20 protein-coding genes are annotated in these 23,204 nt (G+C 57.4%); 10 read left to right on the top strand and 10 right to left on the bottom strand.

Annotated elements, in window-relative coordinates:
• Positions 1-16: 16 nt before the first annotated feature.
• From aroB to pilM, 7 genes are all read right to left on the bottom strand, one after another.
• Complete coding sequence (gene aroB / locus ACMGGE_RS18445) at positions 17-1,105, bottom strand: 3-dehydroquinate synthase (protein ID WP_024907920.1); 1,089 nt, start codon at positions 1,103-1,105, stop codon at positions 17-19.
• A 57-nt stretch (positions 1,106-1,162) separates the two neighbouring features.
• Complete coding sequence (gene aroK, locus ACMGGE_RS18440; RefSeq protein WP_003861630.1) at positions 1,163-1,684, bottom strand: shikimate kinase AroK; 522 nt, start codon at positions 1,682-1,684, stop codon at positions 1,163-1,165.
• A gap of 286 nt (positions 1,685-1,970) precedes the next feature.
• Positions 1,971-3,209 carry a DNA uptake porin HofQ gene (gene hofQ / locus ACMGGE_RS18435; protein WP_235403442.1) on the bottom strand — a complete coding sequence of 413 codons (1,239 nt, stop codon included), beginning with the start codon at positions 3,207-3,209 and terminating at the stop codon, positions 1,971-1,973.
• Positions 3,210-3,228: 19 nt separating this feature from the next.
• A complete protein-coding gene (locus tag ACMGGE_RS18430) occupies positions 3,229-3,525 on the bottom strand; it encodes a HofP DNA utilization family protein (RefSeq protein ID WP_420294033.1) in 297 nt (98 codons plus the stop codon).
• Positions 3,515-3,970 (bottom strand): HofO, encoded by a 456-nt coding sequence (locus tag ACMGGE_RS18425; protein WP_420294032.1) that lies wholly within the window; start codon positions 3,968-3,970, stop codon positions 3,515-3,517. Before ACMGGE_RS18425 ends, ACMGGE_RS18430 begins: the two co-directional genes overlap by 11 nt.
• Before the next feature lie 3 nt (positions 3,971-3,973).
• On the bottom strand, positions 3,974-4,468 hold the full coding sequence (locus ACMGGE_RS18420; RefSeq protein WP_420294031.1) for a PilN domain-containing protein: 495 nt from the start codon (positions 4,466-4,468) through the stop codon (positions 3,974-3,976).
• A complete protein-coding gene (pilM, locus tag ACMGGE_RS18415; protein WP_420294030.1) occupies positions 4,465-5,241 on the bottom strand; it encodes a pilus assembly protein PilM in 777 nt (258 codons plus the stop codon). The genes ACMGGE_RS18420 and pilM overlap by 4 nt, the downstream gene beginning before the upstream one ends.
• A 120-nt stretch (positions 5,242-5,361) precedes the next feature.
• Between pilM and mrcA the strand changes: the two genes are divergently transcribed.
• Positions 5,362-7,914, top strand: a complete 2,553-nt coding sequence (mrcA, locus tag ACMGGE_RS18410; protein WP_420294029.1) for a peptidoglycan glycosyltransferase/peptidoglycan DD-transpeptidase MrcA — start codon at positions 5,362-5,364, stop codon at positions 7,912-7,914.
• Positions 7,915-7,994: 80 nt separating this feature from the next.
• Here mrcA and nudE read toward each other — a convergent pair whose 3' ends face one another.
• Entirely contained in the window at positions 7,995-8,555 is a 561-nt protein-coding gene (gene nudE / locus ACMGGE_RS18405) for an ADP compounds hydrolase NudE (protein ID WP_008503041.1), read from the bottom strand.
• Between the two features lie 324 nt (positions 8,556-8,879).
• Here nudE and ACMGGE_RS18400 point away from each other — a divergent pair, with 324 nt between their 5' ends.
• The 5 genes from ACMGGE_RS18400 (at position 8,880) to pckA (ending at position 15,046) form a co-directional block, all read left to right on the top strand.
• Positions 8,880-11,015 carry an intracellular growth attenuator family protein gene (locus ACMGGE_RS18400; protein ID WP_420294028.1) on the top strand — a complete coding sequence of 712 codons (2,136 nt, stop codon included), beginning with the start codon at positions 8,880-8,882 and terminating at the stop codon, positions 11,013-11,015.
• A 66-nt stretch (positions 11,016-11,081) separates the two neighbouring features.
• The gene (gene yrfG / locus ACMGGE_RS18395; protein WP_048027692.1) at positions 11,082-11,765 is read left to right on the top strand and encodes a GMP/IMP nucleotidase; all 684 of its coding nucleotides are present in this window, start codon (positions 11,082-11,084) and stop codon (positions 11,763-11,765) included.
• Positions 11,762-12,163: a ribosome-associated heat shock protein Hsp15 gene (hslR, locus tag ACMGGE_RS18390; RefSeq protein ID WP_420294027.1), complete on the top strand. Its 402-nt coding sequence runs from the start codon at positions 11,762-11,764 to the stop codon at positions 12,161-12,163. The genes yrfG and hslR overlap by 4 nt, the downstream gene beginning before the upstream one ends.
• A gap of 24 nt (positions 12,164-12,187) precedes the next feature.
• Positions 12,188-13,066 carry an Hsp33 family molecular chaperone HslO gene (gene hslO / locus ACMGGE_RS18385; protein WP_023309492.1) on the top strand — a complete coding sequence of 293 codons (879 nt, stop codon included), beginning with the start codon at positions 12,188-12,190 and terminating at the stop codon, positions 13,064-13,066.
• A 360-nt stretch (positions 13,067-13,426) separates the two neighbouring features.
• A complete protein-coding gene (pckA, locus tag ACMGGE_RS18380) occupies positions 13,427-15,046 on the top strand; it encodes a phosphoenolpyruvate carboxykinase (ATP) (protein ID WP_021242192.1) in 1,620 nt (539 codons plus the stop codon).
• A 66-nt stretch (positions 15,047-15,112) separates the two neighbouring features.
• Here the strand turns inward: pckA and envZ are convergent, their stop codons facing one another.
• Together envZ and ompR are read right to left on the bottom strand one after the other, a co-directional pair.
• Positions 15,113-16,459, bottom strand: coding sequence for a two-component system sensor histidine kinase EnvZ (gene envZ / locus ACMGGE_RS18375; RefSeq protein ID WP_008503047.1), 1,347 nt, complete (start codon positions 16,457-16,459; stop codon positions 15,113-15,115).
• On the bottom strand, positions 16,456-17,175 hold the full coding sequence (gene ompR / locus ACMGGE_RS18370; RefSeq protein WP_001157751.1) for a two-component system response regulator OmpR: 720 nt from the start codon (positions 17,173-17,175) through the stop codon (positions 16,456-16,458). Before ompR ends, envZ begins: the two co-directional genes overlap by 4 nt.
• Positions 17,176-17,403: 228 nt before the next feature.
• Between ompR and greB the strand changes: the two genes are divergently transcribed.
• From greB to feoB, 4 genes are all read left to right on the top strand, one after another.
• A complete protein-coding gene (gene greB, locus ACMGGE_RS18365; protein ID WP_008503048.1) occupies positions 17,404-17,877 on the top strand; it encodes a transcription elongation factor GreB in 474 nt (157 codons plus the stop codon).
• An 88-nt stretch (positions 17,878-17,965) separates the two neighbouring features.
• Positions 17,966-20,296 (top strand): Tex family protein, encoded by a 2,331-nt coding sequence (locus ACMGGE_RS18360; RefSeq protein WP_420294026.1) that lies wholly within the window; start codon positions 17,966-17,968, stop codon positions 20,294-20,296.
• Between the two features lie 319 nt (positions 20,297-20,615).
• Complete coding sequence (gene feoA / locus ACMGGE_RS18355; protein WP_008503050.1) at positions 20,616-20,843, top strand: ferrous iron transporter A; 228 nt, start codon at positions 20,616-20,618, stop codon at positions 20,841-20,843.
• A 30-nt stretch (positions 20,844-20,873) separates the two neighbouring features.
• The gene (gene feoB, locus ACMGGE_RS18350; RefSeq protein WP_420294025.1) at positions 20,874-23,192 is read left to right on the top strand and encodes a Fe(2+) transporter permease subunit FeoB; all 2,319 of its coding nucleotides are present in this window, start codon (positions 20,874-20,876) and stop codon (positions 23,190-23,192) included.
• Positions 23,193-23,204: the final 12 nt, after the last annotated feature.

The following is a 23,204-nucleotide window of genomic DNA, read 5'->3' as shown; positions in this document are numbered from 1 at the left end:
CTGACCTTTCTAGTTGTTACGCCTGCTGACAGTCAGCGATAGCGCCAAGAACGACATCGTGCGGCACTCCGCCGCGTACTTCACTCTTCCCTATTGCAAGCGGGAGTACAAGACGCATCTCACCTGCCAATACTTTTTTATCGCGCATCATGTGGGGTAAATACGCTTGCGCCGACATCTCCTGCGGCCCGGTCACCGGCAAACCAGCACGCTCAAGCAGCGCAATGATACGTGCCGTCTCTTCCGGTTTGAACTGTCCGAGACGTTCAGAGGTGCGGGCAGCCATCACCATGCCGGCCGCGACGGCTTCACCGTGCAGCCAGTTGCCGTAGCCCATTTCGGCTTCAATCGCGTGACCAAACGTATGCCCAAGATTCAGTAAAGCACGTAAGCCCGTTTCACGCTCGTCTGCGGCAACAACTTCTGCTTTCAGCTCACAGCAACGACGAATGCAGTATGCCAGTTTTGCCTCATCGAGGCCCAGCAACGCATCCATATTCTCTTCAAGCCAGCTAAAGAACTCACCGTCCAGAATAATGCCGTATTTGATCACTTCCGCCAGACCCGAAGCCAGTTCGCGCTTCGGCAGCGTTTTCAGACAGTCGAGATCCACCACCACCGATGCGGGCTGGTAGAACGCGCCAATCATGTTTTTACCGAGCGGATGGTTCACTGCCGTTTTGCCACCGACTGAGGAGTCGACCTGGGACAGCAACGTGGTTGGGATTTGAATAAAACGGACGCCACGCTGATAGCTTGCGGCCGCAAAGCCGGTCAGATCGCCCACAACACCGCCGCCCAGGGCAAGCAGTGTTGTATCGCGACCATGCGGTTTTTGCAGCAATGCGGTAAAGACGGTATCCAGTACCGTCAGGCTTTTATACTGCTCGCCATCGGGGAGAATCACACTGTCGACTTTTACGCCCGCCTGCTCAAGCAGGTGGCGCACACGGTCGAGATAAAGCGGAGCCAGCGTCTCATTGGTGACCAGCATCGCCTGATCACCCGCTTTCAGTGGTAAAAAGGAAGCTGGGTCGTTAAACAAACCAGCCGCGATGGTGATAGGGTAACTACGTTCCCCGAGAGTAACTGTAATCCTCTCCATGACGCGACATCCACCTTTAATGCTTTTACCCGCAGGCGAGTGTATATAAAGCCAGAATCAGTTGCTTTCCAGCATATGAATAATCTGGTTTGCAACCACTTTAGCGCTCTGGTCGTCAGTACGAATGGTCACATCAGCAATCTCTTCATACAGCGGATTGCGTTCATCGGCCAACGCTTCCAGAACTTCGCGTGGTGGCGTTTCAACCTGCAGCAGCGGGCGCTTTTTATCGCGCTGCGTACGTGCCAGCTGTTTCTCGATGGTCGTCTCAAGATAGACCACTACGCCACGGGCGGAGAGACGGTTGCGGGTTTCGCGAGATTTCACAGAGCCGCCGCCTGTTGCCAGAACGATGCCCTGTTTTTCCGTGAGTTCGTTGATCACTTTTTCTTCTCGGTCACGGAAACCTTCTTCGCCTTCTACGTCGAAAACCCAGCCCACATCAGCTCCGGTTCGTTTCTCAATCTCTTGATCAGAATCGTAAAATTCCATATTGAGTTGTTGAGCTAACTGACGCCCAATAGTGCTTTTGCCGGCACCCATAGGCCCAACCAGAAAGATATTGCGTTTCTCTGCCATTTTATCGGTACTACTAAGACTATTCGTTAATGGTAATCCCCGCTTCGCAGACACCCGGCGTAGCAGGACATGAACTGAAACCTCATATGCAATAGAGCGAGAGTCAGACTAAAAATTATCTCAATACTCCGGCTTGTTTGGCAACTGATTAAATCACCGCGCCGGGCGCATAAGGTAATAAGACGTAAGTCCAACTCAAATCGGTACTCCTTGTATGCTAATTCATGCCCCACGTCAAACATCTGCAACAAACTGAATGCAAAATCATTGCGGGGATCGTTACCCGTCAGCGAATACCGACCAGACGTGGTGTAATAAACACCACTAATTCACGCCGTTCATTGTCTTTCCCGTCATGACGAAAAAGCGACCCAATCCAGGGGATGCTTCCCAGACCGGGTACGCTGTCACTGCCGGTTTTGTTCTTCTGGGAAAAAATTCCGCCCAACGCCAGCGTTTCTCCACTTTTTACCTCCACCTGGGTTTCTATCTCCTGCTTGTCGATAGCCAACGTTTCGCCATCGGCCTGCTGCAGAACCTGTCCCGGCATATTTTCGCTGATGTGTAGTTTCAGGCGCACACGTCCCCCCGGTAAGACCACCGGTGTGACCTCCATTCCGAGTACCGCCTCTTTAAACTCAACGGAGGTGGCGCCGCTTTCCCCGCTTGAGACCTGATACGGAATTTCGCTGCCCTGCTTGATACTGGCCGGTTGCCCGTGCGAGGCCAGCAGCCGCGGGCTGGCGATGATATCGACCTGCTGTTTTTGCTCCAGCGCTGAGAGCTCCAGATCCAGCAGCCGACCATTGATCCTCCCGATATTAAAACCCACGTGGCTGGTGGCGCTGGCGACGGAAAGATCGCTGCCCAGTGTCGTCAGCTGTCCAACCTTGCCCGCGTCGGTAGCGTCGGCGAGATTCCACTTCACCCCAAGCTCACGCAGGCTTTTTTCGTTAATGGTCACAATATGCGCCGCCAGCTCGACCTGCTCGATGGGAATATCCATCTGGGCGGCCCAGCGCTGCAGTGTTTCCACCACCGTCTGGTTATCGCGGATCAGCAGGCGGTTGGTACGCGTGTCGACAGACAAACTCCCCTTTGGGCTCAGGAGTTTTTCCGCGGCTTTTTGCAGCTCCCCAGCGTCGGCATAGGAAAAGGGAATGCCCTGAGTGACCAGCGGGGCATCAAGCTGTCGACGCGCCTGTTCCTGCTCTGAACGCTCCCGCTGCTCACGCTGCCAGGCCGCGGTATGCACATAAAAAATGCCGCCTTCCTCGCGCAAGACGAGTCCGGCACTGGTGACAACCGTCCGTAACGCCTGCCGCCAGGGTACGCGCGTCAGGTTAAGCGAAAGCGTGCCGCTGACATCAGGCGATACCACCAGATTACGGTTCTCCTGTGCGACCAGGGCCTGTAACACCTGAACCACAGGAACGTCATCCACCACCAGCGTGACCGGTTTTGGCTCGACGGCCCACAGGGGATGGCTGAACGCCAGCAGCCACAGCATTATCCGTAAATTCATTTTTGTCCGTTCCTTCTCGTTACCACGTCCATTTTCCCGGGTCACAGGTGTCACCCACATCAACTGCCAGCTCCGCTGCATTGATGGCTGTTATCCTCCAGCCTGACGGGAAGCGCTCATGCGTTTTCAGCCGATACCAGCGCTTTTGCCCATCCTGTAAAATGCCGATAGTCTCCTGCCCTTCCACCATGCCGCGAAAGTGCCACTGCGCCAGCTCGCCAATGGCGCAAGGATCGTCCGGGGGACGAAACGGATCGCGCATACCGGTTAATAGCAGCACTGAGCAAACCAGCAAAAATCGCGCGCTATTTCGCATGTTCCAGCTCCAGCCGCAGGCGTAACGCCGAACCTTGTGGCGAAATCGTGAAAGCCGCGATCTGCACATCCTGCTGTGCCAGCCGGGAAAAAAGCTCCGGAATGGCCTGCCACTCCGCATCCAGCGCCAGCTCCCCTCCATTTTGCAGCGGCTTCCAGTGAACCAGCGTCGTGTTATCGCCCTGAAAATTGAGCGGGGAGAACGGCGTCAGCGCCCGTGCTTTTACAGCGTCCGGACGAAACGGCACCTTTCTGACGGCAGGCCATAACGCCGCGTTCGTGCTCACATCTTGAATCAGCTGGCGTAGTTGTTCAGCACACTGCTTGTCTACCGGTCTGAGCAACGCCCCCCACGCGACCAGTCCTGCCAGGAGACTCCCCAGACACCAGCAGAGGACCCGATGCCGGGAACGGCTTTCGCACCAGCGTTCTACCAGGGTATCCACGCGTTACTCCTCGCTTTTGAGATGAAGCGTAAACAGCCAGTGCCCCCGGCTATCCTGCCGAAGCTCGCCCGCCGTCCCGGACGTAAAGCCCGCGAGTTGTCCCAGCCCATCGCGCAGGACAGAGAGGGCCGGCAGGGTGATGGCATAACCGGTCAATATCAGCGCAGGCGGCTGATAGCGCAGCTCTGTCAGCCAGACCTGTGCCGGAATGTCGCTGGAAAGGGATTCCAGCACCGGTTGCCATGCGCGTCGTTGCAGGGTCTGCACGGGCATTTGCGCCTGTGCGGTCAGTCTTTGTCGGGCGACAAGCGCGTGCTGCACGGACTGCATTCCCGTCAGATCCGTTTGCAACGCGCGCAGCCTCACGAGATGGTTCATCCGCAGACAGAAAAAGACCACGAACAGCAACAGCACTGTGCCGACACACATTGCGCCCCAGAAACGCAGGCATCGCGTACGCCGCTGCTGTCGCCAGGGCAGAAAGTTCAGGATGCTCATTCGGGCACCTCGCTCATGGCCAACGCCAGCGCAACGGTATAATCAGCCCCGCATTCCGGCAGCGGAGCCTGGCAGCGCGCCAGGATTTCCCACGGGTCACGTTGGCGATCAAACAGCGCGATGTCATTTGGCCCCAGAGCCAGCAGCGCCGCCAGTTCGGCCACGTTTTCTGCTTCGGTAGTTAAGCGGCGTCCCCACTGGTGGCGCATCGCCCAGAGCCACTGCCGATCGTCCCGCCAGGCGACGCACTGCGCCGGTGCCAGCGCAGGAAGAAGATTCGTCAGCGCGCTAGCATCCGGGGTAATGGTCACCAGCCGCAAACGCAGCGTTTTCGCCAGCGCCAGAAGGGTGTCGACCTCCTTGTTTTGTGCGGCCGTCACCTGAAAGGTATTGCTGAAAGTATCCTGCGCGTAATCGAAACAGAGCGTATCGGCAGACATCTCCAGTTCACGGGCGAGCGCGGCGCCAAGCCATGAGAGCTGCTCGCTGTCGCGCAGCGCAACGGTTGGACGGGGAAGCGACCGCTGCAGGGTGCGTGCTGCCGGGAAAGAGAGGAACACCCGATGGGCATGCGGCAGCGTTTTTCGCCAGTCGCGTAACGCATCAACCAGCTGTTCTGGCTGACAAATTTTGCCGTCACGAATGATGTCTTCGGCCAGCGGGATTGCCCACCAGCGCCGCAGGCGCCAGCCGGTCTTCTCCCGGGCCAGCGCCACGATCAGCACCCTATCCTGTTGAATATGAACGCCCGTTTGCCATGTTTTGAAGGCCATGCTTCACGATCTCCTTATCGCCCGTCGCCCTGACGGCTATATCAATGAATCAGGCTTGCCTTTATACTACCGCGCGATTGTTTAGAAACTGCCCAAGTGAAACCAAATGGGAAATCTCCGGTGAAGTTCGTTAAGTATTTATTCATCCTTGCAGTCTGTTGCATTCTGCTGGGAGCAGGCTCGATTTACGGTTTGTACAAATATATTGAGCCACAGCTACCTGATGTCGCCACGCTTCGCGATGTGCGACTCCAGATCCCGATGCAGGTCTATAGCGCCGATGGCGAGCTCATGGCGCAGTATGGCGAGAAGCGTCGTATTCCGTTGACCTTAAACCAAATCCCTCCGGTGATGGTGAAAGCCTTTATCGCCACGGAGGACAGCCGTTTTTACGAGCACCACGGTGTCGATCCGGTGGGGATTTTCCGTGCCGCGAGCATTGCGCTGTTCTCAGGTCACGCCTCTCAGGGGGCGAGCACCATTACGCAGCAGCTGGCGCGTAACTTCTTCCTCAGCCCTGAAAAGACGCTGACGCGTAAGATCAAAGAGGTGTTCCTTGCGATCCGTATTGAGCAGTTGCTGAGCAAAGACGAGATCCTTGAGCTGTACCTCAATAAAATCTACCTGGGCTACCGTGCCTATGGCGTGGGGGCGGCCGCGCAGGTGTACTTCGGTAAGCCTGTTGAGCAGCTCACCCTAAGCGAAATGGCCACCATCGCCGGTTTGCCAAAAGCGCCGTCCACGTTTAACCCGCTCTACTCGCTCGACCGCGCCACTGCCCGTCGTAACGTCGTCCTGTCACGTATGCTGAGCGAAGGCTATATCAGCCAGAGCGAGTATGACCAGGCGCGCAACGACGTCATTGACGCTAACTACCACGCCCCGGAGATCGCCTTCTCAGCGCCTTACCTGACCGAAATGGTTCGCCAGGAGATGGTGAATCGCTATGGCGACAAGGCCTATGAAGATGGCTATCGCGTGTACACCACCGTCACCCGTAAAGTGCAGCAGGCGGCGCAGGAAGCGGTACGCAACAACGTGATAGACTACGATATGCGTCACGGCTATCGCGGCCCCTCAAACGTGCTCTGGAAGGTGGGCGAAAGCGCGTGGGACAGCAAAAAAATCACCAGTACGCTGAGAGCGCTGCCTACCTACGGTCCGCTCCTTCCTGCGGTGGTGACGCAAGCCGATCCTCAGGAAGCCGTTGCAACGCTCGCGGACGGTACGTCCGTCTCCCTGCGCATGGACGGTATCCGTTGGGCGCGTCCGTACCGTTCGGATACCCTGCAGGGCGCCACGCCGCGTAAAGTGACCGATGCGGTACAGACCGGGCAGCAAATCTGGGTGCGCAAGGTCGGCGAATCCTGGTGGCTGGCGCAGGTGCCGGACGTCAACTCGGCCCTGGTTTCTATCAATCCGCAGAACGGCGCTGTACTGGCCCTGGTCGGCGGGTTCGATTTCAACCAGAGCAAATTTAACCGCGCCACCCAGGCGCTGCGTCAGGTCGGTTCCAATATCAAACCGTTCCTCTACACGGCCGCGATGGATAAGGGGCTGACCCTCGCCAGCATCCTCAACGACGTGCCGATCTCCCGCTGGGATGCGGGTGCGGGTTCCGACTGGCAGCCGAAGAACTCCCCTGCGGAGTATGCCGGCCCGATTCGCCTTCGTCAGGGTCTGGGACAGTCGAAAAACGTGGTGATGGTGCGTGCCATGCGCGCGATGGGCGTCGACTATGCCGCAGAGTATCTGCAGCGCTTCGGTTTCCCGGCGCAGAACATCGTTCGCACCGAGTCGCTGGCGTTAGGCTCAGCCTCCTTTACGCCGCTTCAGGTCGCGCGCGGATACTCGGTGATGGCCAACGGCGGCTTCCTGATTGACCCGTACTTCATCAGCAAGATCGAGAACGATCAGGGCGGCGTGCTGTTCGAGGCGAAGCCGAAAATTGCCTGCCCTGACTGCGATATTCCGGTCATTTATGGCAATACGCCGAAATCCGAGGTGCTTGAGAATAAGGACATGGAAGATCCTGCCGTGTCGCAGGAGCAGCAGAACGGCGTGGTGCCGCAGCCGCAGCTCGAGCAGGCGAACCAGGCGCTGGTCGCGCAGATCGGCGCGCAGGAGTACGCCCCGCATGTGATCAACACGCCGCTGTCGTTCCTGATCAAGAGCGCGCTGAACACCAATATCTTCGGTGAGCCAGGCTGGCAGGGTACCGGCTGGCGCGCAGGGCGCGATCTGCAGCGCCATGATATCGGCGGTAAAACGGGGACAACCAACAGCTCGAAAGACGCGTGGTTCTCCGGTTACGGTCCCGGCGTAGTGACCTCGGTCTGGATCGGCTTCGACGATCACCGCCGCGATTTAGGACGTACCACGGCATCCGGCGCGATTAAAGATCAGATTTCCGGCTACGAAGGCGGCGCGAAGAGCGCGCAACCGGCCTGGGACGCCTACATGAAGTCCGTTCTTGAAGGCGTGCCGGAGCAGCCGCTGACGCCACCGCCGGGCGTGGTGACGGTCAATATCGACCGCAGCACGGGCCAGCTCGCCAACGGTGGTAACAGTCGCGAAGAGTATTTCATTGAGGGCACGCAGCCAACCACACAGGCGGTGCATGAGGTGGGTACAGAGATCATCGATAACGGCGAAACGCACGAGCTGTTCTAAAAATAAAAATGCCCGGTAAAAACCGGGCAAAGCATCATAGGCCGGGTAAGGCGAAGCCGCCACCCGGCTTTTTTTATGGCCTACAGTCGCCCCTGCCCCTTCAACCACTCTCGTACCAGGAACAGCGCGCTCACGTTGCGAGCCTCATTAAAGTCAGGGTCTTCCAGCAGATCCATCAGGTGCGCCAGCGGCCAGCGAACCTGCGGCAGCGGCTCCGGCTCATCCCCTTCCAGCGATTCAGGATAGAGATCTTCCGCCACCACAATATTCATTTTGCTGGAAAAATAGGACGGCGCCATGCTCAGTTTTTTCAGGAATGAAAGCTCATTCGCCCCGAAGCCCACCTCTTCTTTCAGCTCGCGGTTGGCCGCTTCAAAGACGGTTTCACCCGGGTCGATGAGCCCTTTCGAGAACCCAAGCTCGTAAGATTCCGTTCCCACCGCGTATTCGCGGATCAAAATCAGATGATCGTCGACAATCGGCACAATCATCACCGCTTCGCGCGACGAGGGGCGCATACGTTCATAAACGCGACGCACACCGTTGCTGAACTCCAGATCCACACTTTCGACATTAAACAGGCGCGATTTGGCGACAGTTTCAACATTCAGAATGGTGGGTTTTTGTAGTGGTTTGCTCATCTTGATGGGTCTTAGCAGTGAGAACTGGGGTTATTGTGCGATACGCCGCACGGTTTCGGCAATGTCAATTGTTCTTTATTTACATTTATGCAACGTATTTGGGATCAATCCTCAATTCAAAACAAATGTCAAGAGGTTGAAATGTTTCCAGGAATTTGCTGATATCGCGCCATAACAGGCTTTGCTATCATCACCGGTCACTGGGATGCGCTTCAGAATGCTCAAGTTCGACTCCATACTTGCCGATAGCCAACCACAGACACTCATTCAATGTAAAGGTGCTACTGACTACACCTGTAAGAAGATAAGTAAGATGGGGAAAGCATGAGCACCATTTTGATTGTTCTCGCTGCTATGCTGGCCGGCGCATTGGTTGCAGGGTGGTTGTACAGGCGTCGCGTACAGCGACGTTATCGTCTGCCCTTTTTAAATGCATTTGCGGGCGCGACCACGCGTAAACTCACGCAAGAAGAGCGCGATGCAGTTGAAAACTATCTCGAAATCCTGAACCGTTCTCAGCTCACGCCTGGGCCAACGGGAGCCACCACTGCGCCCGTCGCGCTAAAGCTTAATGCGCAAAGTGACACCGTGCTCTGCGTGACGCGTTCCATCACGCGCTACGGCATTACCACTGATGACCCCAACAAATGGCGCTATTACCTGGATTCCGTCGAAGTGCATCTGCCTCCGTCATGGGAGCAATACATTAATGACGAAAACAGCGTTGAGCTGATTCACACCGATTCATTGCCTCTGGTTATCTCGCTTAACGGCCACACGCTGAATGAATATCTTCAGGAAGCCCCGCGTTTTGCGCTGGAACGCGCCAGTTCAACGCAGGCCTCCATTCGTGGCGAAGAGACAGAGCAGATTGAACTGCTGAACATTCGCCAGGAAACCCATGAAGAGTACGCCCTGAGCCGACCGGACGGTATTCGTGAAGCTCTGCTGATCGTCGCCGCTTTCCTGCTCTTTTTTATCTGCCTGCTGACGCCGGATGTGTTTGTCCCCTGGCTGGCAGGCGGTGCGGTGCTGCTGCTGGCGGGCGGACTTTGGGGGCTCTTTGCTCCACCGGCCAAAACCTCGTTGCGCGAGATCCACTGCCTGCGTGGTACGCCAAAGCGCTGGGGTCTGTTCGGTGAAAACGATCAGGAACACCTCAACAATATTTCGCTGGGAATTATTGACCTGATCTACCCGCGCCACTGGCAACCGTGGATTGCGCAGGATCTGGGCCAGAAAACCGATATTGATATCTACCTTGACCGCCACGTTGTGCGTCAGGGGCGCTTCTTATCCCTGCATGATGAAGTGAAAAATTTCCCGCTTCAGCACTGGCTTCGCAGCACGGTCATTGCCGGAGGCGCGGCGCTGGTCTTAGTCATGCTGCTGCTCTTTGTGCCGCTGGATATGCCCATCAAATTCACCCTGTCGTGGATCAAAGGGGCGCAAACCATTGAAGCGACCAGCGTCAACAAGCTGGATGAAGCCGGTGTCCGCGTGGGGGACACGCTGCGCCTGAAGGGAACCGGGATGTGTAATATTCACACGCCGGGGGCATGGAACACGCGCCAGAACTCACCGTTTATGCCGTTTGATTGCTCGCAAATTATCTGGAACGACGCACCGCCGCTGCCGCTGCCGGAATCCGAAGTGGTGAATAAAGCCACGGCCCTCACCCAGACGGTTAACCGCCAGCTGCACCCGAAACCGGACGATGATTCGCGCGTCAGCCCCGCGCTGCGCTCGGCCATTCAAAAGTCAGGCATGGTTCTGCTGGATGATTTTGGTGACATCGTTCTGAAAACGCAGGATCTCTGTTCTTCGCAGGATGAGTGCATACGTCTTAAAAATGCCCTGGTAAACCTGGGGAACAGTAAAGACTGGGACTCGCTGGTGAAACGCGCAGAAGCGGGGCGGCTGGATGGCGTCAACGTGCTGCTGCGTCCGGTGAGCGCTGAATCGCTGGATAACCTGGTCGCCACTTCCACGTCGCCGTTCATGATGCGCGAGACCACTCGAGCGGCTCAGGCGCTGAACAGCCCGGCACCGGGCGGGTTTGTGATTGTCAGCGATGAGGGCAGCGACCTGGTCGATCAGCCTTATCCGCAGGTTGCGCTTTACGACTACCCGGCGCAGGAGCAGTGGAGTCAATTCCAGCGCCTGGCGCAGATGCTGATGCAAACGCCGTTCAGTGCCGAAGGGATCGTCACAAGCCTCTACACCGACGCCAACGGCACTCGCCATATCGGTCTGCACCGGATGCCGGATAGCGCAGGGCTATGGCGTTACATCGGCACCTCTCTGCTGATGACCGCAATGCTGATTACCATTTTCTGGAACGGCTTTATGGCCCTGCGCCGCTACCAGCGCTCGCGCACCCGGCTTGCCGAGATCCAGCAATATTACGAAAACTGCCTCAATCCTAAGCTGATCCCCTCCTCTGAGAGCCTGATCTGATAACGTCGTTGCGCGACAAGATGTGCTACCCTGTCGCGCACGTTTCTTCTGGCTGGAGTTCCCCTTATGCATCTTGATATCGCCTGGCAGGAGGTTGATACCGTTCTGCTGGATATGGACGGCACGCTGCTCGATCTCGCCTTTGATAACTATTTCTGGCAAACGCTGGTTCCAGAAACCTATGGCGAGCAGCAGGGGATCTCCCCGGCAGAAGCGCAGGCATTCATTCGTTCGCAATATAGTGCCGTGCAACATACGCTAAACTGGTACTGTCTTGACTACTGGAGCGAGCGCCTCGGTCTGGATATTTGTGCCATGACCACCGCCCAGGGTCCACGCGCCGTGCTGCGCGAGGATACGGTTCCGTTCCTGGACGCGCTGAAAGCAAGCGGCAAGCGCCGCATTTTGCTGACCAACGCGCATCCCCATAACCTGGCCGTGAAGCTGGAGCATACGGGTCTGGCATCACACCTTGATTTATTACTTTCCACCCACACATTTGGTTATCCGAAAGAGGATCAGCGGTTGTGGCATGCGGTGAAGGAAGAGACGGGTTTGCAGCCGGAACGCACGCTGTTCATTGATGACAGCGAACCCATTCTGGATTCCGCGGCTAAGTTTGGCATTCGCTATTGTCTGGGCGTCACCAATCCTGACTCTGGCCTGGCTGAAAAAAGCTATCTGCGCCATCCGGGACTGAACGACTATCGCCAGATGATCCCCTCACTGACCGTGAAGGAGAGGCCATGAAAGAAAAAACCTCTGACGGGGTAAGACTGGATAAATGGCTGTGGGCGGCGCGTTTTTATAAGACGCGCGCCCTTGCCCGCGAGATGATTGACGGCGGAAAAGTGCATTACAACGGCCAGCGCAGCAAACCAAGCAAGCTGGTTGAGCTGAATGCCACCTTAACGCTGCGTCAGGGCAACGATGAACGTACGGTAGTGATTAAAGCCATTACCGAACAACGACGGCCGGCAGCCGAAGCCGTACTGCTTTATGAAGAGACGGCGGAAAGCATAGAAAAGCGCGAGAAGACCGCGCTGGCGCGCAAAATGAATGCGCTGACCATGCCCCACCCGGACCGGCGACCGGACAAAAAAGAGCGCCGCGATCTGATGAAATTTAAACACGGTGAGACCGAGTAACCCTCACCTGCACGAGAGACTATTATGGCCCAACACGACCAATTACACCGCTATCTGTTTGAACAATTCGCCGTGCGCGGCGAGCTGGTCACCGTATCCGAAACCTGGAAACAGATTCTGGAAAACCACAACTACCCGCTGCCGGTGAAGACCCTGTTGGGCGAACTGCTGGTTGCCACCAGCCTGCTCACGGCGACGCTGAAATTTGCTGGTGACATCACCGTGCAGCTGCAGGGTGACGGCCCGATGACGCTGGCGGTCATCAACGGCAATAACCAGCAGCAGATGCGCGGCGTGGCGCGCGTTCAGGGCGACGTGCCTGAGAATGCTGACCTCAAAACGCTGGTGGGTAATGGCTACCTGGTGATCACCATCTCCCCAGAGGAAGGTGAGCGCTATCAGGGCGTGGTGGGTCTGGAAGGCGATACCCTCGCAGCCTGCCTGGAAGATTACTTCATGCGTTCTGAACAGTTGCCGACGCGCCTGTTCATCCGCACCGGTGAAGTAGACGGCCAGCCTGCTGCGGGCGGGATGCTGCTGCAGGTTCTGCCTGCGCAGGACGCGCAGACCAATGATTTTGAGCACCTGGCGACGCTGACCGAAACCATCAAAGCGGAAGAGCTGTTCAATCTGTCGGCGACCGACGTGTTGTGGCGTCTGTACCACGAAGAAGAAGTGACCGTTTACGACCCGCAGTCTGTGGAGTTTAAGTGCACCTGCTCCCGCGAGCGCTGCGCTGGCGCACTGAAAACCCTGCCGGATGAAGAGATCGACAGCATCATGGCGGAAGACGGCGAAATTGATATGCACTGTGACTACTGCGGTACGCACTATGTGTTCAATTCGATGGATATCGCTGAGATCCGCAATAACGCCTCCCCGGCGGATCCGCAGGTTCACTAAACCTCTCTTCCCCTCACCTTAACCTTCTCCCCAAAGGGGAGAGGGCTGGGCTGAGGGGCAAAAAACTCCACCCAAGCTGAATCGTTTTCCCAATGTAACTCTTACGTAATTTTCTTACGTGTATGCGATTACATTCACATTCTTTCCGATAAAATCACCAGCCTTTAACCTTTTCGGAACATTTTCCCCAACCAAAAAGCGATTCCTGCGATAATCCGCCTGCGCTGTGACTGGAGTCGCAGCGTTTTCCGTTAGTAAGGGTTTTGTCCAGATGCGTGAATCTATGAGCCCCGTCGCGGTAAACAACCTCAGAAAAACCCTACAATTTCAGGCAGTACATATTGGCTAAGGAGCAGTGATATGCGTGTTACTGGTTTAACCCCGCAAGATCTCAAGGCTTATGGTATTCACGACGTCCAGGAAGTCGTCTACAACCCCGACTACGATACGCTGTATCAGGAAGAGCTCAATCCAGCACTGGAAGGATACGAGCGCGGTGTGTTGACGAATCTTGGTGCTATCGCCGTCGATACCGGTATCTTTACCGGTCGTTCGCCGAAAGATAAGTATATCGTCCGAGACGAAACCACCCGCGATACGCTGTGGTGGGCTGACAAGGGCAAAGGGAAGAACGACAACAAACCGCTCTCTCCGGAAACCTGGCAGCACCTGAAAGGGCTCGTCACCCATCAACTTTCCGGCAAGCGTTTGTTTATTGTCGACGCTTTCTGCGGCGCTAACGCCGACACCCGTCTCTCCGTACGTTTTATCACCGAAGTGGCCTGGCAGGCGCATTTCGTGAAAAACATGTTTATTCGTCCAACCGACGAAGAGCTGCAGGACTTCACCCCTGATTTCATCGTGATGAACGGCGCGAAATGCACCAACCCACAGTGGAAAGAGCAGGGTCTGAACTCCGAAAACTTTGTTGCCTTCAACCTGACCGAGCGTATCCAGCTGATCGGTGGTACCTGGTACGGCGGCGAAATGAAGAAAGGGATGTTCTCGGTCATGAACTACCTGCTGCCGCTGCGGGGCATCGCCTCCATGCACTGCTCGGCTAACGTCGGTGAAAAAGGCGACGTGGCGGTCTTCTTCGGCCTTTCCGGCACCGGGAAAACCACCCTGTCTACCGATCCAAAACGTCGTCTGATTGGTGATGACGAACACGGCTGGGATGACGACGGCGTATTCAACTTTGAAGGCGGCTGCTACGCGAAGACCATTCGCCTGTCTGAAGAGGCCGAGCCGGATATCTTCCACGCGATCCGTCGCGATGCGCTGCTGGAAAACGTCACCGTGCGTGCCGACGGCTCCATTGACTTCGACGATGCGTCGAAAACGGAAAACACCCGCGTCTCTTATCCGATCTACCACATCGACAATATCGTGAAGCCGGTGTCAAAAGCGGGTCATGCCACGAAGGTTATTTTCCTGACGGCGGATGCGTTCGGCGTGCTGCCTCCGGTGTCTCGCCTGACGGCCAGCCAGACGCAGTACCACTTCCTTTCCGGTTTCACCGCCAAGCTGGCGGGTACCGAGCGCGGCGTGACGGAGCCAACCCCAACCTTCTCCGCCTGCTTCGGCGCAGCCTTCCTGTCGCTGCACCCGACGCAGTATGCTGAAGTGCTGGTGAAACGCATGCAGGCATCCGGCGCGCAGGCATACCTGGTGAACACCGGCTGGAACGGCACCGGCAAACGTATCTCCATCAAAGATACCCGCGCCATTATCGACGCCATTCTGGATGGTTCTCTGGACGACGCCGAAACCTTCACGCTGCCGATGTTTGACCTGGCGATCCCAACGTCGCTGCCGGGTGTGGATACGCATATCCTCGACCCGCGCAATACGTACGGTTCGCCGGAGCAGTGGCGTGAGAAAGCGGAATCGCTGGCGAAGCTGTTTATCGAGAACTTCGAGAAGTATACCGATACCCCGGCGGGTGCTGCGCTGGTGAGTGCGGGTCCAAAACTGTAGTCCATGTCGGGTGGCGGCTTCGCCTTACCCGACCTGCAAAAAAGGGTGGCTCGTGCCACCCTTTTTTCAACTCTCTTTCACCTGCCCTCGCGTCACCGGAACCGGCAACCAGGCGCGAATGCTCAACCCACCCCGCTCGCTGGTACCAATCTCCAGCAGTCCGTTATGGTTATCCACAATACGCTGCACAATCGCCAGGCCTAAGCCCGTACCGCTGGTGCTGCGCGCGCTGTCGCCGCGCACAAACGGCTGGAACAGATGCTTACGCTGCTCGGGCTTGATGCCCGGACCGTCGTCTTCAACCTGGAACCAGGCGCGGTTGAGCTCAGAGCCGCTGCTGACCTTAATCCAGCCGTTGCCGTAGCGCGCCGCGTTAACCACCATGTTGGCCACCGCGCGCTTAATGGAGAGCGGGTGCATGCGTACCTGGATCTCGCCCGCCTGAAGGTCGGTATCAATCTCGCGCTCGTAGCCGCTTTCCGCCGCCACCACTTCGCCCAGCACCGCGTTCAGATCCGCCATCTCCATCGGCATCTCCTGACCGGTGCGCAGGTAGTCGATGAACTGCTCGATGATGGCGTTGCACTCTTCGATATCCTTGTTGATGGACTCGGCGAGATAACCGTCCTCTTCTCCCATCATCTCCGTCGCCAGACGGATACGCGTCAGTGGGGTGCGCAGGTCATGGCTCACGCCCGCCATCAGCAGCGTACGGTCATCCGCCAGCTGCTTCACGCCTGCCGCCATATGGTTAAACGCACGCGTCACCGAGCGGACTTCCGAGGCGCCATACTCGCGCAGCGGAGGAGGAATAATGCCTTTACCGACCTGCAGCGCAGCGTGCTCCAGGTCGACCAGCGGTCGGTTCTGTATACGGATAAACAGCCAGGCCCCGCCTATCGCCAGCAGCATGATCGCCAGGGTATAGCGGAACAGCGGCGAGAAATCGCCCTGATGGATTTCGGTCAGCGGGACGCGCACCCAGATGTTGGGTGACAGCCAGGTTTTCAGCCAGACGACGGGCGAGCTTTTGTTGACCTCAACGCGCACTTCCGTCGGGCCACCCAGCTGTTGCGCCATCTGCTGGCTGAGGAATTCATAGTGCTGCGCCCAGCGCAGGCCCGCGTCTTCCGCCGCTTCATTCGAGTAGAGCGAGATACCCAGTTCACGGTAGATTTCACGACGAAACGCCGGGGGAACGACGAGCTGCGTGCCGTCCTCCAGCTGCAGCTTATCGGTCATCAGCATACGCACTTCGTAGGCCAGGACCTTATTGAACTGCTGGAGGCTCGGCAGGATCGCAAAGTTCAACACCACCAGGTAGGTCGTCACCAGGCTGACGAACAGCAGGGTGACGATCAGTAACAGGGTGCGGGCAAACGAGCTTCGCGGCGAGAAGCGCATTCGCCTCATGCTTTAGAGCCGTCCGGGACGAACACGTAGCCCAGACCCCATACGGTCTGAATATAACGAGGATGCGCCGGATCTTCTTCCACCATGCGGCGCAGGCGGGAGATCTGCACGTCGATAGAGCGTTCCATAGCGGAGTATTCGCGACCGCGCGCCAGGTTCATCAGCTTGTCACGAGAAAGCGGTTCACGCGGGTGGCTGACCAGCGCTTTCAGGACCGCAAACTCGCCGCTGGTGAGCGGCATTGGCTCGTCTTCACGGAACATTTCGCGCGTGCCGAGGTTCAGCTTGAACTTGCCGAAGGCAATAACGGCTTCTTCCTGCGACGGCGCGCCCGGCAGTTCGTTCGCCTGACGACGCAGCACGGCGCGAATGCGCGCCAGCAGTTCACGCGGGTTAAACGGTTTTGGAATATAGTCGTCGGCGCCGATTTCGAGGCCCACGATACGGTCAACTTCTTCGCCCTTCGCCGTCACCATGATGATCGGCATCGGGTTGCTCTGGCTGCGCAGACGGCGGCAGATAGAAAGCCCATCTTCGCCAGGCAGCATCAGGTCGAGAACCATCAAATGGAAAGATTCACGGGTCAGCAGACGGTCCATCTGCTCAGCGTTCGCGACGCTACGAACCTGGAAGCCCTGCTCGGTCAGATAACGTTCCAGCAGCGCACGCAGGCGCATGTCGTCATCCACGACCAGAATTTTGTAGTTTTCTTGCATTGTGTGTACTCCCAAAGGTTCGGATAGTCTTTGTAACAGCGTATTCTAAAAAAGTGCACGTATTCGACCAGTTAATTCTGGTATAAATTCTAGTCGAAATTGTTACAAAGCATATTTAACAGCAGCTTATCTGTTCATTTCATCACATAAATCATTATTAATCCTGTCTGTTACACTGTGTGGTACGTATTGTGCGCAAAACAGAGAACCGGCAGCAAAGGCAGCACCATGAAAACGCCCCTGATCACCCGCGAAGGGTACGAGAAACTCAAAAAAGAGATGGATTTCCTCTGGCGCGAAGAGCGTCCTGAGGTAACCAAAAAGGTGACCTGGGCCGCGAGCCTGGGCGATCGCAGCGAAAACGCTGACTACCAGTACAACAAGAAGCGGCTGCGCGAAATTGACCGCCGGGTACGCTATCTGACGAAATGCCTCGAAAATCTAAAAATTGTCGATTACTCCCCGCAGCAGGAGGGCAAAGTGTTCTTCGGCGCGTGGGTGGAGATTGAAAACGACGACGGTGACACCCTGCGCTTTCGCATTGTCGGCTACGATGAAATTTTTGGTCGTAAGGATTACATCTCCATCGACTCGCCGATGGCCCGCGCGCTGCTGAAAAAGGAAGTGGGCGATCTGGCCGTCGTGCAGACCCCAGCCGGAGAAGCCAGCTGGTACGTTAATGAGATCGTCTACGTAAAATAGTCCGAGAGCGCCCTCCCCGGCTGGCATTTTGCCGTGTCAGCCCGTATAACTATCCCCTGATTTTTTCGACTCAACAGATGATAAAGCCATGATGAAAGATTCGCTCTGCCGCATTATTGCGGGTGAACTTCAGGCCAGAGCCGAACAGGTAGAAGCTGCCGTTCGCCTGCTTGATGAAGGGAACACCGTGCCGTTTATTGCACGCTATCGTAAGGAAGTCACCGGCGGTCTGGATGACACGCAGCTGCGTAACCTGGAAACCCGTCTCGGTTATCTGCGCGAACTGGAAGAACGTCGTCAGGCGATCCTCAAATCCATCGGCGAACAGGGCAAGCTGACCAGCGAACTGGAAAGCGCCATCAATGGCACCCTGAGCAAAACCGAACTCGAAGACCTCTATCTGCCGTACAAGCCGAAGCGCCGTACGCGCGGACAGATTGCCATTGAAGCGGGTCTTGAGCCGCTGGCCGACCTGCTGTGGAACGAACCGTCCCACGATCCGGATACCGAAGCGGCGAAATTCATCGACGCCGACAAAGGCGTAGCGGACACCAAGGCCGCCCTCGACGGCGCGCGCTATATTCTGATGGAGCGCTTCGCCGAAGACGCTGCCCTGCTCGCCAAAGTGCGTGATTACCTGTGGAAGAACGCCCACATCGTCTCTACCGTCGTCGCGGGTAAAGAGGAAGAAGGCGCGAAATTCCGCGACTACTTCGATCACCACGAACCGATTTCCACCACCCCTTCCCACCGCGCGCTGGCAATGTTCCGCGGCCGCAACGAAGGCGTGCTGCAACTCTCCCTGAACGCCGACCCGCAGTTTGACGAGCCGCCGAAAGAGAGCCACTGCGAGCAAATCATCATCGACCATCTCGGTCTGCGTCTGAACAACGCCCCGTCTGATAGCTGGCGTAAAGGCGTGGTGAGCTGGACCTGGCGCATCAAGGTGCTGATGCACCTCGAAACCGAGCTGATGGGCACCGTGCGCGAACGTGCCGAAGATGAAGCGATTAACGTGTTCGCCCGCAACCTGCACGACCTGCTGATGGCTGCCCCTGCTGGCCTGCGCGCGACCATGGGTCTCGATCCGGGTCTGCGTACCGGTGTAAAAGTCGCTGTCGTTGACGGCACCGGCAAGCTGGTCGCCACCGACACCATCTATCCGCACACCGGCCAGGCAGCGAAAGCGGCCGTCGTGGTGGCGGCGCTGTGCGAAAAATACAACGTCGAGCTGGTCGCCATCGGCAACGGTACGGCGTCCCGCGAAACCGAGCGTTTCTATCTCGACGTGCAGAAGCAGTTCCCGAAAGTGACGGCACAGAAAGTGATCGTCAGCGAGGCCGGGGCGTCCGTCTATTCCGCGTCCGAGCTGGCGGCACAGGAGTTCCCGGACCTGGACGTTTCCCTGCGCGGCGCGGTCTCGATCGCTCGCCGTCTGCAGGATCCGCTGGCGGAACTGGTGAAGATCGATCCGAAATCGATCGGCGTGGGCCAGTATCAGCACGACGTGAGCCAGACTCAGCTGGCGCGCAAGCTGGATGCGGTCGTGGAAGACTGCGTAAACGCCGTTGGCGTTGACCTGAACACCGCCTCCGTTCCTCTGCTGACCCGCGTGGCGGGCTTAACCCGCATGATGGCGCAGAACATCGTCGCCTGGCGCGACGAGAACGGCCAGTTCCAGAACCGTCAGCAGTTGCTGAAGGTAAGCCGTCTGGGGCCAAAAGCGTTTGAGCAGTGTGCGGGCTTCCTGCGCATCAACCACGGCGATAACCCGCTCGATGCCTCCACCGTTCACCCGGAAGCGTATCCGGTGGTGGAACGCATCCTGGCCGCTACCCAGCAGGCGCTGAAAGATCTCATGGGCGACAGCAGCGCCCTGCGCAACCTGAAAGCCGTCGATTTCACCGACGACAAATTTGGTGTGCCAACCGTTACCGACATTATCAAAGAGCTGGAAAAACCGGGCCGCGATCCGCGTCCTGAGTTCAAAACCGCGACCTTTGCTGACGGTATCGAGACCATGAACGACCTGCTGCCAGGCATGGTGCTGGAAGGTGCGGTGACTAACGTCACCAACTTTGGCGCGTTCGTGGATATCGGCGTGCATCAGGATGGCCTGGTCCATATCTCATCCCTTGCCGACAAGTTCGTTGAAGACCCGCACACCGTGGTCAAAGCGGGCGACATCGTGAAGGTCAAAGTGCTGGAAGTGGACCTGCAGCGCAAGCGTATCGCGCTCACCATGCGTCTGGACGAGCAGCCGGGTGACACCAACGCGCGCCGCGGCGGCAACGGTGGGGGCCGCGAGCAGCAGCGTCCGGCCGCGAAAGCGGCAAAACCGCGTGGACGTGATGCCCAGCCTGCAGGCAACAGCGCGATGATGGATGCGCTGGCGGCCGCGATGGGTAAAAAACGCTAAGGTCATAAATGCCCGGTGGCGCTGCGCTTACCGGGCCTACGGTTTTGTAGGCCGGGCAAACGCAGTGCCGCCCGGCAAGCAGGCCGCAGGGAATTAAAATAAATAGTATGTAGCCATATTTAAACCGCTAATTATCACCCCGTTAACAAATACTCCGCTTTTCGTTTTCCCGGCATTTCAGCAAATATTGAGCAAGGTCAAAAAGGCCGTAAATTAATATCGCAAACAACATTCCGTCACAGTTTTAATATTGCTGATAAAAACTATTCTCATTATCATCGCATAGTAGATAATTTAACCTTTCGTGGAATCAGGCGTTATGCAATTCACTCCAGACAGTGCATGGAAGATTACCGGTTTTACCCGCGAAATTAGCCCGGCCTATCGGCAGAAGCTGCTGTCGCTGGGCATGCTGCCCGGCTCGTCATTCCAGGTCGTACGCGTGGCGCCGTTAGGCGATCCGGTTCATATCGAAACCCGACGCGTGAATCTGGTCCTGCGTAAAAAAGACCTCGCGTTAATAGAAGTCGAAGCCTTATCCCGATAACAAGCCAGCGGTTTCAGTGAGTCTAAAAAAATGAAAAAGTTAACTATTGGCTTAATTGGCAATCCTAATTCCGGCAAGACCACGCTTTTTAACCAGCTGACCGGGGCTCGCCAGCGCGTGGGCAACTGGGCGGGCGTGACGGTTGAGCGTAAAGAGGGCCAGTTCACGACGACAGACAACCAGGTGACGCTGGTTGACCTTCCCGGCACCTACTCCTTAACCACTATTTCGTCGCAAACCTCGCTCGATGAGCAAATCGCCTGTCACTATATTCTTGGCGGCGACGCGGATCTGCTGATCAACGTGGTCGACGCCTCAAACCTCGAGCGTAACCTTTATCTGACGCTGCAGCTGCTGGAGCTGGGTATCCCCTGCATCGTGGCGCTCAACATGCTCGATATCGCAGAGAAACAAAAGCTGCGCATCGACGTCGATGCCCTCTCCGCGCGCCTGGGGTGCCCGGTCGTTCCGCTGGTCTCGACGCGCGCGCGCGGTATTGATGCGCTGAAGCTGGCCATTGACCGTCACGCGGGAAATCGCGACGTTGAGCTGGTGCATTACGCGCAGCCTCTCCTGCGTGAAGCCAACGTGCTGGCGCAGGAGATGGATAACAGCATGCCTGCGAAACAGCGCCTGTGGCTTGGCCTGCAGATGCTGGAAGGGGATATCTACAGCCGCGCTTACGCCGGGCATGCGGCCGATAAGCTGGACGTGACGGTGGCCCGTCTTAGCGACGAGCTGGACGACCCGGCGCTGCACATCGCCGATGCCCGTTACCAGGCCATCGCCTCGATTTGCGACGTGGTCAGTAACGCGCTGACGGCGGAACCCAGCCGCTTTACGGCGGCAGTGGATAAGATTGTGCTTAACCGCTTCCTCGGTTTGCCCATCTTCCTGCTGGTGATGTACGTGATGTTCCTGCTCGCCATTAACATCGGTGGCGCACTGCAGCCGATTTTTGACGCCGGTTCCGTCGCGCTCTTCGTCCACGGGATCCAGTGGGTGGGTTACACCCTGCACTTCCCGGAATGGCTCACCATCTTCCTCGCACAGGGGATCGGCGGCGGTATCAATACCGTTCTGCCGCTGGTGCCGCAGATCGGCATGATGTACCTGTTCCTCTCGTTCCTGGAAGATTCCGGCTACATGGCGCGCGCGGCGTTCGTGATGGATCGTCTGATGCAGGCGCTGGGCCTGCCGGGTAAATCCTTCGTCCCGCTGATCGTCGGCTTCGGCTGTAACGTGCCGTCGGTGATGGGCGCGCGCACGCTGGATGCACCGCGTGAACGTCTGATGACCATTATGATGGCGCCGTTTATGTCCTGCGGTGCCCGACTGGCGATCTTTGCGGTCTTTGCGGCAGCCTTCTTTGGCCAGCAGGGTGCGCTGGCGGTCTTCTCGCTGTATGTGCTGGGCATCGTGATGGCGATCCTGACCGGTTTAATGCTCAAGCACACCATCATGCGCGGTGAGGCGTCACCGTTCGTGATGGAGCTGCCGGTGTACCACGTCCCCCATCTGAAAAGCCTGGCGATCCAGACCTGGCAGCGTCTGAAAGGCTTCGTCCTGCGCGCCGGTAAGGTGATTGTCATCGTCAGCGTTTTCCTGAGCGCCCTGAACAGCTTCACCCTGAGTGGACAGGCAGCGGATAACATTAACGACTCTGCCCTCGCCTCCGTCAGCCGCGTCATCACGCCGGTCTTCAAACCGATTGGCGTGCATGAGGATAACTGGCAGGCAACCGTCGGGCTGTTTACCGGCGCGATGGCAAAAGAGGTGGTTGTCGGTACCCTGAACACGCTCTACACCGCCGAGAACATTCAGGAGCAGGAATTTAACCCGGCGGAGTTTCACCTCGGTGACGAACTGCTGGGTGCCGTAGAGGAAACCTGGCAAAGCCTGAAGGACACCTTCAGCCTGAGCGTGCTGGCGAACCCGATTGAGGCGAGCAAAGGCGACGGTGAGATGGCGACCGGTGCCATGGGCGTGATGGGCGAGAAGTTTGGCAGCGCGTCCGCGGCCTACAGCTACCTCATCTTCGTTCTGCTCTATATTCCGTGCATCTCCGTGATGGGGGCGATTGCCCGCGAGTCCAGCCGCGGCTGGATGGGGTTCTCCATCCTGTGGGGGTTAAACATTGCCTACTCGCTGGCGACGCTGTTTTATCAAACCGTTAACTTCAGCCAGCATCCGCGCTACAGCCTGGTCTGCATTCTTGCGGTTGTGCTGTTCAACGTGGTCGTTCTCGGTCTGCTGCGGCGGGCACGCAGCCGCGTCGACATCGACCTGCTGGCAAACCGTAAAACCGCCGCAACCTGCTGCAATAGCCCGGCGGGCGACTGTCACTAAGGAGCACACATC

It is taken from the genome of Enterobacter sp. BNK-22 (assembly GCF_048684805.1).
In the GTDB taxonomy this organism is placed as follows: domain Bacteria; phylum Pseudomonadota; class Gammaproteobacteria; order Enterobacterales; family Enterobacteriaceae; genus Enterobacter; species Enterobacter quasiroggenkampii.
This window is presented reverse-complemented; position numbering and strand designations above follow the sequence as displayed.